Origin of the sequence: Sphingomonas sp. Leaf20, assembly GCF_001421535.1 — a bacterium.
GTDB lineage: Bacteria > Pseudomonadota > Alphaproteobacteria > Sphingomonadales > Sphingomonadaceae > Sphingomonas.
Genome location: NZ_LMKN01000001.1, coordinates 794,316 through 808,298, shown reverse-complemented (window position 1 = coordinate 808,298; position 13,983 = coordinate 794,316). Strand labels below are relative to the sequence as shown.

Annotated in this window: 11 protein-coding genes; 8 read left to right on the top strand and 3 right to left on the bottom strand. The window is 68.3% G+C overall.

What is annotated here, in order from left to right; all coding sequences use genetic code 11:
* Window positions 1-212 precede the first annotated feature (212 nt).
* From ASE72_RS03775 to ASE72_RS03760, 4 genes are all read left to right on the top strand, one after another.
* The gene (locus ASE72_RS03775) at window positions 213-3,056 is read left to right on the top strand and encodes a TonB-dependent receptor (RefSeq protein WP_082445861.1); all 2,844 of its coding nucleotides are present in this window, start codon (window positions 213-215) and stop codon (window positions 3,054-3,056) included.
* Window positions 3,056-4,042, top strand: a complete 987-nt coding sequence (locus ASE72_RS03770) for a family 43 glycosylhydrolase (protein ID WP_056016833.1) — start codon at window positions 3,056-3,058, stop codon at window positions 4,040-4,042. Before ASE72_RS03775 ends, ASE72_RS03770 begins: the two co-directional genes overlap by 1 nt.
* Before the next feature lie 70 nt (window positions 4,043-4,112).
* On the top strand, window positions 4,113-5,261 hold the full coding sequence (dgoD, locus tag ASE72_RS03765) for a galactonate dehydratase (protein ID WP_056016830.1): 1,149 nt from the start codon (window positions 4,113-4,115) through the stop codon (window positions 5,259-5,261).
* The gene (locus ASE72_RS03760; RefSeq protein WP_235532210.1) at window positions 5,258-6,262 is read left to right on the top strand and encodes a Gfo/Idh/MocA family protein; all 1,005 of its coding nucleotides are present in this window, start codon (window positions 5,258-5,260) and stop codon (window positions 6,260-6,262) included. The genes dgoD and ASE72_RS03760 overlap by 4 nt, the downstream gene beginning before the upstream one ends.
* On the opposite strand, the gene ASE72_RS03755 is transcribed toward ASE72_RS03760, so the two are convergent.
* Window positions 6,201-7,796 (bottom strand): sodium/sugar symporter, encoded by a 1,596-nt coding sequence (locus tag ASE72_RS03755; RefSeq protein WP_443024733.1) that lies wholly within the window; start codon window positions 7,794-7,796, stop codon window positions 6,201-6,203. The two genes, ASE72_RS03760 and ASE72_RS03755, sit on opposite strands and share 62 nt — an antisense overlap.
* Before the next feature lie 301 nt (window positions 7,797-8,097).
* On the opposite strand from ASE72_RS03755, the gene ASE72_RS03750 reads away from it, so the two are divergent.
* Genes ASE72_RS03750 through ASE72_RS03740 form a run of 3 tightly spaced genes read left to right on the top strand, consistent with a single transcriptional unit; the run spans window position 8,098 to window position 10,437 of the window.
* Window positions 8,098-8,997: a 2-dehydro-3-deoxygalactonokinase gene (locus ASE72_RS03750; protein ID WP_056016824.1), complete on the top strand. Its 900-nt coding sequence runs from the start codon at window positions 8,098-8,100 to the stop codon at window positions 8,995-8,997.
* Window positions 8,994-9,629 (top strand): 2-dehydro-3-deoxy-6-phosphogalactonate aldolase, encoded by a 636-nt coding sequence (locus ASE72_RS03745; protein WP_056016821.1) that lies wholly within the window; start codon window positions 8,994-8,996, stop codon window positions 9,627-9,629. The genes ASE72_RS03750 and ASE72_RS03745 overlap by 4 nt, the downstream gene beginning before the upstream one ends.
* A 49-nt stretch (window positions 9,630-9,678) precedes the next feature.
* Window positions 9,679-10,437 carry a FadR/GntR family transcriptional regulator gene (locus ASE72_RS03740; RefSeq protein ID WP_056016818.1) on the top strand — a complete coding sequence of 253 codons (759 nt, stop codon included), beginning with the start codon at window positions 9,679-9,681 and terminating at the stop codon, window positions 10,435-10,437.
* A 21-nt stretch (window positions 10,438-10,458) separates the two neighbouring features.
* On the opposite strand, the gene ASE72_RS03735 is transcribed toward ASE72_RS03740, so the two are convergent.
* The gene (locus tag ASE72_RS03735; RefSeq protein ID WP_056016815.1) at window positions 10,459-11,496 is read right to left on the bottom strand and encodes a glycoside hydrolase family 43 protein; all 1,038 of its coding nucleotides are present in this window, start codon (window positions 11,494-11,496) and stop codon (window positions 10,459-10,461) included.
* The gene (locus ASE72_RS03730) at window positions 11,493-12,533 is read right to left on the bottom strand and encodes a hypothetical protein (RefSeq protein WP_056016812.1); all 1,041 of its coding nucleotides are present in this window, start codon (window positions 12,531-12,533) and stop codon (window positions 11,493-11,495) included. The genes ASE72_RS03735 and ASE72_RS03730 overlap by 4 nt, the downstream gene beginning before the upstream one ends.
* Window positions 12,534-12,742: 209 nt before the next feature.
* On the opposite strand from ASE72_RS03730, the gene ASE72_RS03725 reads away from it, so the two are divergent.
* On the top strand, window positions 12,743-13,954 hold the full coding sequence (locus ASE72_RS03725; protein WP_056016809.1) for a multidrug effflux MFS transporter: 1,212 nt from the start codon (window positions 12,743-12,745) through the stop codon (window positions 13,952-13,954).
* The last annotated feature ends 29 nt before the right edge of the window (window positions 13,955-13,983 follow it).

The window sequence follows — 13,983 nt, the reverse complement described above, 5'->3', positions numbered from 1 at the left end:
GGCCCGTCATGCAGGCCTGTCTTTATGCAGCACATCGGCGCCCTGTGACGCCCGCATGCTGCTCGGGAACGGGGTAGGAGATCGGATTTCCGCAGGCAAGTGATTAATAAGATAAATCCCTTGATACGCCGGATACGAGCGGATACCACGCCGCCACGTAACCGGCACCGAACGCTTCGTATCGCGCGCCGGAACATCAGGGAGAGGTTATGATGCGCAGGTCCTTCGCGCTTTCGGTGTCCGTCGTCGCGCTCGTCGTCGCGGCACAGGCGCATGCCCAGACACAGGCTGAGACCGCGGGTCAGACCCCAGCCCAGACCGCGCCCGACGGCACGACCGCGGCGAACGGGCAGGCCGCACCGCCGGCCAACGACGCCACCGCGCCCGCGGGCAGCGACACGAGCCCGCTGCCCAACACCGCCGCTGCCGCGCCGCAGGCCGCAGCACCAGGTGCGGACGGCGAGGGTGCCGAGATCGTAGTGACCGGCATCCGCGCGAGCCTGGCAAAGGCCGCCGAGATCAAGCGCAATGCGCCGCAGATCGTCGATTCGATCATTGCGCAGGATATCGGCAAGTTCCCCGATCCGACGACCGCCGCCGCGCTGCAGCGCGTTCCCGGCGTGCAGGTGACGGTCGGCGGCAACAACGAGATCGTGAGCCCGCTGGTGCGCGGCCTGTCGGACATCCTGACGACGCTCGACGGGCGCGAGATCTTCACCGCAGAGGGCCGCGGCTTCGCGTTTCAGGACCTGCCCGCCGAGGCAATCGCGCGCGTCGACGTGTTCAAGTCGAACACCGCGAACCTGATCGAGGGCGGCGTCGCCGGGTCGATCGACCTGCGGCTGAACAAGGCGTTCAACTATACCAAGCCGACCATCGCGCTGAGCGGCAAGCTGAACTATCCGTCGAACGCGGAAAAGGTCGGGCCGCAGGTGAGCTTCCTCGCGACCGATCGCTGGGACACCGGCATCGGCGAGATTGGCGCGCTGATCAACGTGTCATGGTACGACATCCCCTATAACCGCCCGACCAATTACGTCGCGGATCGCCGCTCGGGCAATGCGGGGCCGGCCGGCGCGAACGGGCTGTTGCTGCCGATCTCCGCGGGCGGGCTCAACGAGTTCGGGCGGTACCAGCGGCCGCAGGCGAACGGGTCGCTGCAGTGGCAGGCGACGCCCAATCTCGAACTCTATGTCGACGGGCTCTATTCGGCGTATCGCAGCAAATATTCGACCGGCTTCTACGAATACCGGCTTGGCACCGCGTCGAGCGTGACGGGTGTCACGCCGACCGACGACTGCTTCACCGCGAATGTCGGCCCCGACGGGTTCAACCCCAACGCGACGACCAACCCGGCAAGCGTGACGCAACAGCAATTGTGCAATTTCAGCAGCGCGACGTTCAACAATCCCGAGGCCTTCACCTCGACGCAGGCGCACAACAACCGCACCGATACCTGGCTGGCCGCGACCGGGATGAAGTTCGACCGGGACCAGCTGAAGGCCAATCTCGACGTCAGCTACGAACGCTCGATCGCGAACAACGAGAATTTCATCGTCGATATCGGCAAGCGCATCCCGTCGGTGACGATCGGGCTCGACGACAACAAGACGCCGAGCGTGACCGCGCCGGGCAACCCGATGATCGACGCGACCGGGTTCACGTACATCAACGCGCTGTTCCAGGACTATGTCCGCTCGAGCGGTGGGCTGCTCGCGATCAAGGGCGATGTCAGCTATGATTTCGACACGGTCCTGAAGACGATCGAGCTCGGCGGGCGCTATGCCGACCGCACCGCGCTGTTCGAGCAGGTCCAGCTGGGCGTCGCGCCGCCGGGCGGGTCGTTCGCAACGCCGATCACCGCGGCGAACCTGCCGCTCGAGCGCGGCCCCGGCATCCCGCAGATCAACAATGGCGCGCCGTACCTGCTGCCGTCGCGCGACTATCTGCTGTCGAACGCGGGGCAGGAGGCGCTGCGGGGCTTCTTCGGCGCACCCGCGGGACAGCCGGCGTTCGACCCGACGCGGCGCTTCGACGTCGCCGAGAAAAGCTATGCGGGCTATGCGCAGGCCGGATACGAGATCCCGTTCGGCAGCGGCCCCGTGAAGCTCGATGGCAAGCTGGGGGTGCGCTATTCGCGGACCGAGCGCGACATCACGGGCACGGGCGTCGTCAGCGGCGCGCCCGTCACGACGACGGTCGGCAAGACCGATGCCGACTGGCTGCCCAACGCCAGCGCGCGGCTGCAACTCGGCGGCGGGCTGCAGTTCCGCGCGACCTATGCCAAGACGCTCGCGCGGCCGTCGTTCGGGTCGCTCAATCCCGGGCTCAACTATATCGTCTCGACCAACCCCAACATCCGCAACGGCGGGTCGGGCGGCAATCCGGACCTCAAGCCGCAAAAGTCGGACAGCTTCGACGCGACGGCCGAATATTACTGGCAGGACGGCTATTTCGCGATCGCGGGCTATTATCGCGACATATCCAACCGCGTGATCAACGGCGTCACCGCGGAGACGATCGACGGTATCGTCTACAACATCTCGCGCCCGCGCAACGTCGGCAGCGCCAAGCTGAAGGGGATCGAGGTCAGCGGCCAGACCTTCTTCTCGTTCCTGCCGGGCGATCTCGCGGGGCTCGGCGCGTTCGGCAACTTCACGCTTGCGGATTCAGAGGTCGGCGGCGGCGATCCGCTCGCGGGCTATTCGCTGCAGGGCGTGTCAAAGTACAATTACAATGTCGGGCTGTTGTATGACCGCAGCGGGATCTCGGCGCGGCTGGTCTACACCTATCGCTCGAAATATTTCGACGAGGATCGCTCGGGAACCGGCGACGTGCGGCCGGTCGACAGCCCCGCCTGGCTCAATTACGTCCGGCCCAACGGCCGGCTCGACTTCAGCGTCGGCTATGACGTGAACAAGAACGTGACGTTGACGGTCGAGGGCAGCAATATCCTGCGCTCACGCTACCAGAGCTATATCGGACAGGACTTCATATGGCGCGACACACGGACCGACGACAGCCTCTACGCCGTCAGCATCCGGACGCGCTTCTGATGCGCCGGATCGTCACCACGGCCGCGCTCGCGGCCTCCATGCTCGTGCTCACCGCGGCGGATGCACCCGCGGGGCGGGGCAACCCGCAGTTCGAGGGTGCGGACCCGCACGCGATCGTCATCGGCCGCGAGCTGTGGGTGTTCCCGACGGGTGGGCCCGGCGGCAGCTGGCAGGCGGATCGCTTCGGCGCGTTCTCGTCGGGCGATCTGCGCCAGTGGCGCCCGCGCGGCGTGCTGATCCGGCGCGACCAGATCGGCTGGATCGGCGACGATGGCGCCAAGGAGCATTTCCTCTGGGCACCCGCGGTCGCGACGCGGGGCGGCAAATGGTATCTCTATTATTCGGTGGGGCCGCAGAACCCGACGCCCAGCCGCATCGGCGTCGCGGTCGCCGACCGGCCGGAAGGGCCGTACCGCGACAGTGGGCGACCCTTGGTCACCGGCGGCAACGGGTTCGAGGCGATCGACCCGATGGTCTTCGTCGATTCCAGGTCGCAGCGGACCTATCTCTATGCGGGCGGCAGTGCGGGCGCGCGGCTGCGCGTGTGGGAACTGACACCCGACATGACGCGGACCGCGCGCGAGGTTCCCGTCGCGCAGCCGCCGCAGTTTACCGAAGGCGCGTTCATGCACGAACGCGGCGGGGTCTATTACCTGTCGTACAGCCATGGACGGTGGAACGGACCGGATTATTCGGTGCATTATGCGACCGCATCGTCGCCGGTCGGGCCGTGGCGCTATCGCGGCGGGATCCTCGCCAGCGACGCGGGGCATCAGGGGCCGGGGCATCACAGCTTCGTCCGTGGGCCCGATGGCGGCTGGCTGATCGTCTATCACCGCTGGGAGCGCAAGGCAGGCCCTGCGCCGTTCAAGGGCGAGCGGGTGATCGCGATCGACCGCGTCCGCTACGCGCGCGACGGGGCGATCGCGCCCGTGCGCATGACCGACGGCGCCGCCGCACCCGTCTGGCCGACCCGCGGCCGCTGACCTGATCCCGGGCGGCACGCGGACCCGACGCGTGCCGCCGCTTCCCTTATCCTGTGCAGGACCGTCTACCATGAGCAGCATCGCCCGGATCGAGACCTTCATCGTGCCGCCGCGCTGGCTGTTCGTCCGCGTCGAGACCGACGATGGCGCGGTCGGATGGGGCGAGGCGAGCCTCGAGGGGCATGCCGAGGCGGTCGACGGCGCGTTTGCGTCGCTGCGCGACCGGTTCATCGGGCACGACGCCGCGCGGATCGAGGATATCTGGCAGATCGCCTATCGGCTGGGCTTCTACCGCGGCGGGCCGGTGCTGATGTCCGCGCTGTCGGGGCTCGACCAGGCGCTGTGGGATCTGAAGGGCCGGCTGCTCGGCGTGCCCGTGTGGCAGCTGCTCGGCGGCAAGGTCCGCGACCGCGTGCCGGTCTATGCCTGGATCGGCGGCGATCGCCCCGCCGAGGTGGCCGAGGCCGCGGCGGCGCGGCTGCAGCAGGGGTTCAAGGCGGTCAAGATGAACGCGACCGCCGACCTTGGCTGGCTCGACAGCCCCAGCGCGCTCGACGAGACGGTCGAACGCGTCGCCGCGGTCCAGGCGCAGGGACTCGATGTCGGGCTCGATTTCCACGGGCGCGTGCACCGGCCGATGGCCAAGCAGCTCGCCGCCGCGGTCACGCCGCTGCGCCCGCTGTTCATCGAGGAGCCGCTGCTGTCCGAAAACCTCGAGGGCATCGTCGACTTCGCGCGGCATACGACCGCCCCGATCGCGCTGGGCGAGCGGCTCTACAGCCGATGGGATTTCAAGCGCGTGTTCGAGGCGAACTGCGTCGACGTGATCCAGCCCGATCTCAGCCATGCCGGCGGCATCTCCGAATGTCGGCGGATCGCGGCGATGGCGGAGGCGTATGACGTCGCGGTCGCGCCGCATTGCCCGCTCGGCCCGCTCGCGCTCGCCGCGTGCATGCAGATCGCCGCAACGACGCCCAATTTCGTGATCCAGGAGATGTCGCTCGGCATCCATTACAATGTCGGCGGGCACGACCTGCTGACCTATATGCGCGACCCCGCGGTGTTCGACGTCGCCGACGGGATGGTCGACGTGCTGACCGGCGCGGGTCTCGGGATCGAGATCGACGAGGCGAAGGTCCGCGAGGCGGCACGCGGCCCGGTCGAGGGCTGGCGCAACCCGGTCTGGCGCGGTCCCGACGGGCTGGCGCGCGAATGGTGAGCCGTCCGCTCGCGATCATCGGCGCGGGCAAGATCGCGCGCGACCAGCACATACCCGCAATTGCGGCGGGGGACGGCTTCGCGCTCGTCGCGACGGTCGATCCCGGCGCGGGGATCGACGGCGTGCCGAACTTTGCCGATCTCGCCGCGCTGCTGGCACGTGGCCCCCGCGTCGAGGCGGTCGCGATCTGCACCCCGCCGCAGATGCGCGGCGCGATCGCGCGCGAGGCGATCGCCGCGGGGCTGCACGTGCTGCTCGAAAAGCCGCCGGCGGCGACGCTGGCCGCGCTGGCGGCGCTGACCGATCAGGCGCGCGCGGCGGGCGTCACGCTGTTCGCGGCATGGCATCTGCGCTTCGCCGCGATGGTCGAAGAGGCGCGTGTCTGGCTCGCGGGCAGGACCGTCGTCGGCGGCAGCGTCACGTGGCGCGAGAGCGTGCGCCGCTGGCATCCGGGACAGGCCTGGCTATGGGCGCCGGGCGGGCTCGGCGTGTTCGATCCGGGGATCAACGCGCTGTCGATCCTGACCGAGATATGCCCGGCGTCGCTCGAAATCGTCTCGGCGCGGCTTGCGGTGCCCGCGAACGCGCATACCCCGGTCGCCGCACGGCTGACGCTGGCGAGCGGCACCGCGATGATCCCGGTCGACTTCGACTTCCGCGAGGACGGCGACCAGGTCTGGCGGATCGTCATCGAGACCGCGTGCGGTCACAGCCTGTGCCTGTCGGACGGCGCGGCGGTGCTGACGATCGATGCAGACCCGCCGCGCTCGCGGCAGGCCTCGGAATATGCCGGGGTCTATGCGCGGTTTGCGGCGCTGGTCGAGGCGTGCCGGATAGATGCCGATCCGGCGCCGCTGCGGCTCGTGGCGGATGCGCTGCTGGTCGCGGAGACCGAACGGGTCGCGGCGTTCGTCGAATATTCCCGCCGCCTACCCCCGCTCACCACCAGGTCGCGTAGAGCGCGATCAGGATCAGGATCACCGCGCCGGCGCCGATATTGAAGCTCGCGCGCGTGCTATAGTCGACATCCGCGGTGGTGATCGTGTCGGCGCCCGCGCGCTGTGGCGTGACGAGCGAGACGATGACCGCGAGCGCCAGCGACGCGAGGAACACCACGCCCATCCGGTCCATGAACGGCAGCGTGCCCCAGACTTCCTTCAGCACCCAGGACAGCACGACCGACGCGACCGCGGCGCTGATCGCGCCCGCCTCGTTCGCGCGCTTCCAGAACAGCCCGAGCAGGAAGATGACGGTGATCCCCGGCGTGAAGAAGCCGGTGAACTCCTGGATGAACTGGAACGCCTGTTCGGACGCGCCGACGAGCGGCCGCGCGGTCAGCACCGCGATGACGATCGCGACCGTCGCGGCGATCCGCCCGGCCTTCACCAGATGCTGTTCGTTGGCGGCATGCGCGCCCGCGCCGTTCTCCGCATCGGTGCGCACGCCGCGATATTTCGCATAGATGTCGAGCGTGAAGATCGTCGCGATCGAATTGATCTTCGATGCGGTCGACGCGATGATCGCCGCGATCAGCGCCGCGAAGACCAGCCCGAGCAGTCCGGTCGGCAACAGCCGCATCATCGTCGGATAGGCCTCGTCGGGTTTGGCGAGCCCCGGCGCGAGCAGCACCGCCGCGATCCCCGGCAGCACGATGATGAGCGGCATCAGCAGCTTGAGGAAGGCGGCGAAGATGATCCCCTTCTGCGCCTCGCCGAGATCCTTGGCGGCGAGCGCGCGCTGGATGATATACTGGTTGAACCCCCAATAGCTGAGGTTCGCGATCCACATCCCGCCGATCAGCACCGACAGGCCGGGCAGGTCGGCATAATGCGGATCGCCCTTTTCCAGGATCATGTGGAAATGGTCGGGGATGCTCGCGGCAAGGCGGCTCCAGCCCGCCATCACGCCCGCGCCCTCGCCGAGCTTGCCGAGCGTCAGCCACGCGATGATGAGCCCGCCGAGCACGAGCAGCGTCACCTGGACGATGTCGGTCAGCGCCACCGCCTTCAGCCCGCCGCGGATCTGGTAGAGGAGCGCGAACGCGCCGAGCCCGACGAGCGCGATGTTCTGGTCGACGCCCGCGACCTTGGTCACCGCGATCGAGCCCAGCCAGATGATCGAGGTGAGGTTCACGAAGACGTAGAGCGCGAGCCAGAATACCGCCATGAGCGTGCGGATGCGCGTGCCGTAGCGCCGCTCGAGGAACTGCGGCATCGTGTAGATCTCGTTGCGCAGGAAGATCGGCAGGAAGAACTTGCCGACGATCAGCAGCGTCAGCGCCGCCATCCATTCATACGACGCGATCGCGAGGCCGATCGCATAGCCCGAGCCCGACATCCCGACGATCTGTTCGGCCGAGATGTTCGCCGCGATCAGCGATGCGCCGATCGCCCACCAGGGCAGCGCCTTCGACGCGAGGAAATAATCGGTGGTGGTCTTCGGGCCGGCGCCCTTCTTGTCGCGGCTGACCCATTGGGCGAGGCCGAAGATGAAGATCGCGTAGACGATGATCACGCCGATATCGATGGGATTCATGGGCAACGGACAGGCTCCTCTCGGCGCCGCACCGTTCGGATGCCGCCGAAGGATCGGGGCTCGCGAATTCGCATCGGCAGCGCTTGGCATTGACGACGAGGCGATTGCCTCTTCTGTGCTTCTAATTATATGATTAGTGATACGTGTCGAGCAGGAAAGCATCGGCGATGAACGGGAGTCGTGTTCTGGAAGAGCGTTTGATCTGGTCCGACCGGACGATCCCCGACGACGCGCCCGCAGCCGTCCGTGCGGACGTGGCGGCCGGCTCGCCGTGCGTCGGCCTCACCACCGGGCGCTTGCGATGAGCTATAGCGTGGCAGGCGACTGGGGCACGAGCAATCTGCGGCTCTACAGAATCGAGAACGGCGCGGTCGTCGATCGCACAGGCGGTCCCGGCATCGGCGATCTGGGCGGCCGGACGCCCGAACAGGTGTTGCGCCACGCACTCGAAGGCTGGCGTGCGGAGGCGGACCCGCGCGCGATCCATCTGTGCGGCATGGTGGGATCACGCAACGGCTGGATCGAGATCCCCTATGTCGACTGCCCCGCCGATGCGGCGATCTGGGCGGCGGGGTCGGCGCACGCGCTGATCGACCGGATTCCCGTCACGATGGGCGCGGGTCTCGCCTGCACCCGCGCGTCGGGCGCGCCCGATGTGATGCGCGGCGAGGAGACGCAGATCTTCGGTGCAATGGCGCGCGTGCCCGGGCTTGCGGCCGGGCGTCACCTGATCGCGCTGCCCGGCACGCACAGCAAATGGGCGAGCGTCGACGACGGCCGGGTGACGGGGTTCCAGACGTTCCTCACGGGCGAACTGTTCGCACTCCTGCGGATGCATTCGACGCTGACGCGCGCGGCGTCCAATGATGGCGCCGCCGAAGATGAAGCGACCGGGTTCGATGCGGGGCTCGCGCGCATCGCCGATGGCGGGCACCTGCTCGGCGCGCTGTTCGAGGCGCGTGCGGCGCAATTGCGCACCGCGGCGAGCGGCCGCTGGGCGCGGGGGTTCCTGTCGGGGCTCGTGATCGGCGCAGAGATTGCGGAGATCTTGCCTGCCGCCACCGGCGACATCACCTTGATCGGTGATCCGGCGCTCGCCGATCGCTATGTCCGGGCGCTCGCGGCGCGCGGGCTGAGCGCCACCGTCCATACCGGCGAAGCCTGTTCGCTCGCCGGTCTTGCCTTGCTGGAGACCCCATGACCGTCGATGATCTGCTCGCATCGGGTACCGCACCCATCGTCGCCATCCTGCGCGGCGTAACCCCCGACGCGGTTGTCGCGATCGGCGACGCGCTGGTCGAGGCCGGAATCCGCCTGATCGAGGTGCCGTTCAACTCGCCCGACCCGACCACGAGCATCCGCATGCTGCAGGACAGGCTGGGCGACCGCGCCGCGATCGGTGGCGGGACGGTGCTCGACGTCGCGGCGGTCGAGGCGCTGGCAGCGACTGGCGGGACGATCATGGTCACGCCGAACACGAACCCCGCGGTCATCGCGCGCAGCGTCGAACTCGGGCTCGAGCCGATGCCCGGGTTCGTCACGCCGAGCGAGGCGTTCCAGGCGATCGCCGCGGGTGCGCGACGCCTGAAGCTGTTTCCCGCGGTCGCGCTCGGACCCGCCTATCTGAAGGCGGTGCGCGAGGTCCTGCCAAAGCACGTCCGCGTCTGGGCGGTCGGCGGCACGGGGGCGGACAATCTGGCCGAATGGCTCGCGGCGGGGGTCGAGGGGATCGGCGTCGGCGGCGCGCTCTACAAGCCCGGCGACGGTGCCGCGGTCGTTGGCGAGCGCGCGCGCGCGCTCGTCGCGGCGTGGCAGGCGGCACGGACCGCGTGATGCCGCGCAAAGCGCTTGTCGTCGCGGCGGAATTGGGCAACCAAACCGCATGAACGACCCCGCCCCCAACCAAGTCCGTCCGTCGCTCGGCCGCAACCTCACGCATGGCATGCTGGCGGTGGTCGGCCGCGCGATCGTCACCGGGCAATATGACGGCAAGCGGTTCCCGACCGAGGCCGAACTGACCATCGAGCACGGCGTCAGCCGGTCCGTCACGCGCGAGGCGGTCAAGATGCTGACCGCCAAGGGGCTACTGTCCGCGCGACCGCGGCAGGGAACGATCGTCCAGCCGACCTCGGCCTGGAACCTGTTCGATACCGACGTGCTGCACTGGTTGCTCGAACGCAAGTTCACGCTGCCGTTGCTGCGCAGCTTCAACGAGCTTCGCCTCGCGGTGGAGCCGATGGCGGCGCAGCTTGCCGCGCGCTATGCCACCCCGGCGGACAAGGCGATGATCGCGGCCGGGTTCGCACGGATGGAGGCGGCCGAGCGCGGCGACGACGACGCGCTGGATGCCGACATCGCATTTCACGTCGCGATCCTGCGTGCGTCGGGCAACCCGTTCTTCGCGCAGTTCGAGGAACTGGTCGGGACCGCGCTGCGGACCTCGATCCGGTTCACCAACCGGTTCAAGGGGCGGAGCGCCAGCCTGCCCGCGCACCGTGCGGTGCTCGAGGCGATCGAGGCGGGCGACGACATGCTCGCCGGCGCGACGATCCGGTCGATCATCGAGGACGTGATGGTCCTGATCCGCCAGGCCGAGAGCGAAGGCGCGGTGGCCGATCGCGACGGATCGCTGCGCGGCTGATCCGGGTCGGGGCGCGGGTAGTCAGGGTGCGGGCAGCCGCGTCCCCGACCCGACCGGCGCCGCGAAGACCGGGCGTCCGTCGGTGCTCCATGTCACGCGCTGAATACGCGGCGAACGCTTCGCGGTGCACTTCATGTCGGGGCCCGGATTGGCGTGATAGACAATCCAGGTTTCGCGACCGCCGGGCGACGTGAAGAATCCGTTATGCCCGGGGGCGTAGACATTCTGGTCGGGCGCCTTCGCGACGACGGGGCGTGGCGACTTGGTCCAGGCGGTCGCGTCGAGTGGATCGCTGCCCGCGCGCGCGCTGAGCAGGCCGATCGCATAGTCGTCCGACCAGCACGCGCTTGCGGAATAGGTCAGGAACAGGCCGCCCTGCGGACCGAGCAGGAATTCGGGGCCCTCGAGAATCTGTCGTCCGCCCTGGCGTTCCCAGGCGCGGTCGGGGCGGGCGATGATCGTCTCGCGGCCTGCCAGCGTCCAGGGGTTGGCCATTGCGACGATCGCGAGCACGCTGTCGGCGCCGACATAGGGCGAATAGACGAAATACCGCTTGCCCGCATGGGCAAAGGTCGTGCCGTCGATCCCGCTATGCTCGGTCTGCAACCGGCCGCGATCGGTCCAGCGTCCGTGGGTCGGATCGGCAGCGGCATTCTCGAGGACGAAGATCCCGCGATGCGCGTCGTCGTCATGCCCGTCCTCGGCGGCGGTATAATAGATGTACCAGCGACCATCGATACGGTGGAGTTCGGGCGCCCAGATCGATTGCGCGTTCGGACCGGTAGCCGGGGGCGTCCAGACCGTCACCTCGGGCGCGTCGGCGAGCCGCGCGAGATCGGTGGTCTTGCGGATCGCGAGCCGGTTGCCGAGCGTGTTCATGTAGTAATAGGTCGAACCCTCGCGGACGATCCACGGGTCCGCACCCGAGGCGAGCAGCGGATTGGCGAACGTACGCGCGGCCGGTGCCCGTACGCGCGCCGGGGTCGCGGGCAGGGCGCCCGCCGCGCCGGCGATCGCGGCGGCGGCCAGTGCCGCACGGGCAAGGCGTTGTGCGATCATTGGCTGTCTCCGGGAAAGGCGGCGAGGATCGCGTCATATTGCGCGCGCGAAATGCCGATCATCGAGCCGTGGCGCGTTCCCGCGGGCATTTCGTAGCGGTTCCATTCGGGTACGCCGCTGTTGCCCGAGACCTGATACCATGGCCCTTCGAGGCGCGGCGCGGTGGACAGCCCGTAGCTCGTGCCGGCATATTGCTCGTAATAGAGCAGCCAGTCGGTACCGTTCGGCGCGCGGACGATCGTCGGGGCCTCGCGGAAATTGGGACTGACCGGCGGAGCCGGCGCGGGATAGGGGCCGAGCAGCGCGGCGGCGCAGCTGATCCGCACGGTCTTGCCCGTCGTCCACGCGGTCGAGGGATAGCGCTCGTCCTTGACGATCGCGCAATAGCCGCCGGTGCCGTTGGGCTGAACGATCGTGTCGATCGTCGCCATGTCCCATGCGAACAGGCGACGCGGCGGCGCGGCGAAGGTCCGGAGGTCCTTCGACTGGACATACAGCGTGCGCTGGCTTCCCCAATAGCGTTCCGGATCCTGCGGCGAGCCGTCGAGGTTCGGCGTATGCCATGTCAGCAGGAACTGCCCCGATGGCGTATCGTAGAACAGCTTGGGCGCGCCGATGCGTTGCAGCGCGTGCGGGTGACCGGCAATCGTCTTCAGCGCAGGTCGATAGGTGCCGAAGGACGTCCAGCGGATCAGGTCGTCCGAGACCCAGAAGCGGATCAGCGGGTCGTCGTCGCCCGTGTTGCCGACCAGATAATAGCGGCCATCACCGCCGCGCGCGATCGAGGCATGGCCGTGATAGTCCGCCGATACCGGCCGCCCCGCATTGATGCGGCGCCAGTGCAGGCCATCGAGGCTGACCGAATAATACAGGACGCCGTACTGTTCCTTCGTCATGTGCGCGAACAGATAGGCCTTTGCGGGATCGACATAGGGGGTGACCGGCCCGCCCGGTGCGACCTGTGCGCTGCCCGTCCCGGCAAACACCCCGGCCGATGCCGCAAGCGCACCTATGACGATGGACGATATCCGCCTCATATCACTCTCCCTCCAGGCACGGATACTATAGATAAGACAAATTGTCGCTGTCCATCGCGAAGCGGGGCAGGGATGGGCGCGCGACGCGGGGCGCGCTGGCGTTGCGCGCGAAGGGACAAGACGGATCAGCGGTGGCGTTCGCGCGTCGGGCACCCTAGGTCGCGGCGATGACCGATACAGTTGCTGCCCGCTCGATTCCTGCCCCCGCGATGCCGCAGCGCGAATTCGTCGCGTTCGTGGCCGCGCTCATGGCGGTCAATGCGCTGGGCGTGGACCTGATGCTGCCCGCGCTCGCGGATATCGGGCACCAGCTCGGGATCGCCACCGCGAACCATCGGCAGTGGATCATCACCGCCTATATGCTCGGCTTCGGCGCCGGACAGCTCGTCTACGGGCCGCTTGCCGACCGGTTCGGGCGCAAGCCGATCCTGCTCGGCACGCTGGTCGGCTTCGTCGCCGCAAGCGCCTTTGCCGCAAGCTCGCAGACGTTCGGTGCGCTGATCGGTGCGCGCATCCTCCAGGGGCTGATGTCGGCCTCGACGCGCGTGCTCGCGGTGGCGATCGTCCGCGACCGCTTCTCGGGTCGCCAGATGGCGCGGACGCTGTCGGTGGCGCAGATGATCTTCTTCCTCGTGCCGATCATGGCACCAAGCCTCGGCCAGATCCTGCTCGCATTCGGGCCGTGGCGGTTCATCTTCTATGCGCTGGCGGCGTTCGCGGCGTTCGTGCTCGCCTGGTCGTTCGTACGGCTGCCCGAGACGCTGACGCTCGCACGGCGCACGCCGCTGTCGATCGCCTCACTCCGGCGCGGCTACACGCTGACGCTGACCAACCGCTATTCGGCGGGTTATGCGGTCGCCGCGTCGATGACGTTCGGCGGGATCATCGCGTTCGTGTCGTCGGCGCAGCAGATCTTCGTCGACGAATTTCATGCGGGCTCGCGGTTCACGATCCTGTTCGCGGTCTGCGCCTTCTCGATGGGCTGCGCGTCGTTCGCCAACAGCCGGCTGGTCGAGCGGCTCGGCACGCGGCTGATCTCGCAGACCGCGGTGCTCGCGCTGATCGCGTTGTCGCTGGCGCATATCGCGGTGATCGCGGGCGGGATCGAGACGCTGTGGACCTATATGGTATTCCAGGCGCTGAGCATGACGTGCATCGGCCTGTGCGGCTCGAACTTCGGTGCGATGGCGATGGAGCCCGTCGGGCATATCGCGGGCACCGCCTCGTCGATCCAGGGCTTCATCACCAGCGTCGGCGCGGTGATCGTCGGGTCGCTGATCGGGCAGTCGTACAACGGGACGACCTATCCGCTGGCAATCGGGTATCTGCTGATCGGGCTGGGCGTGCTCGCGGTCGTCTATGCGGTCGAGGGCGGCAAGCTGTTCCACGCGCACAACCGGGTGCCCGACGCGGGCGAATGATCGCCAGACCCTTGCGGCGGGCGGGGTAG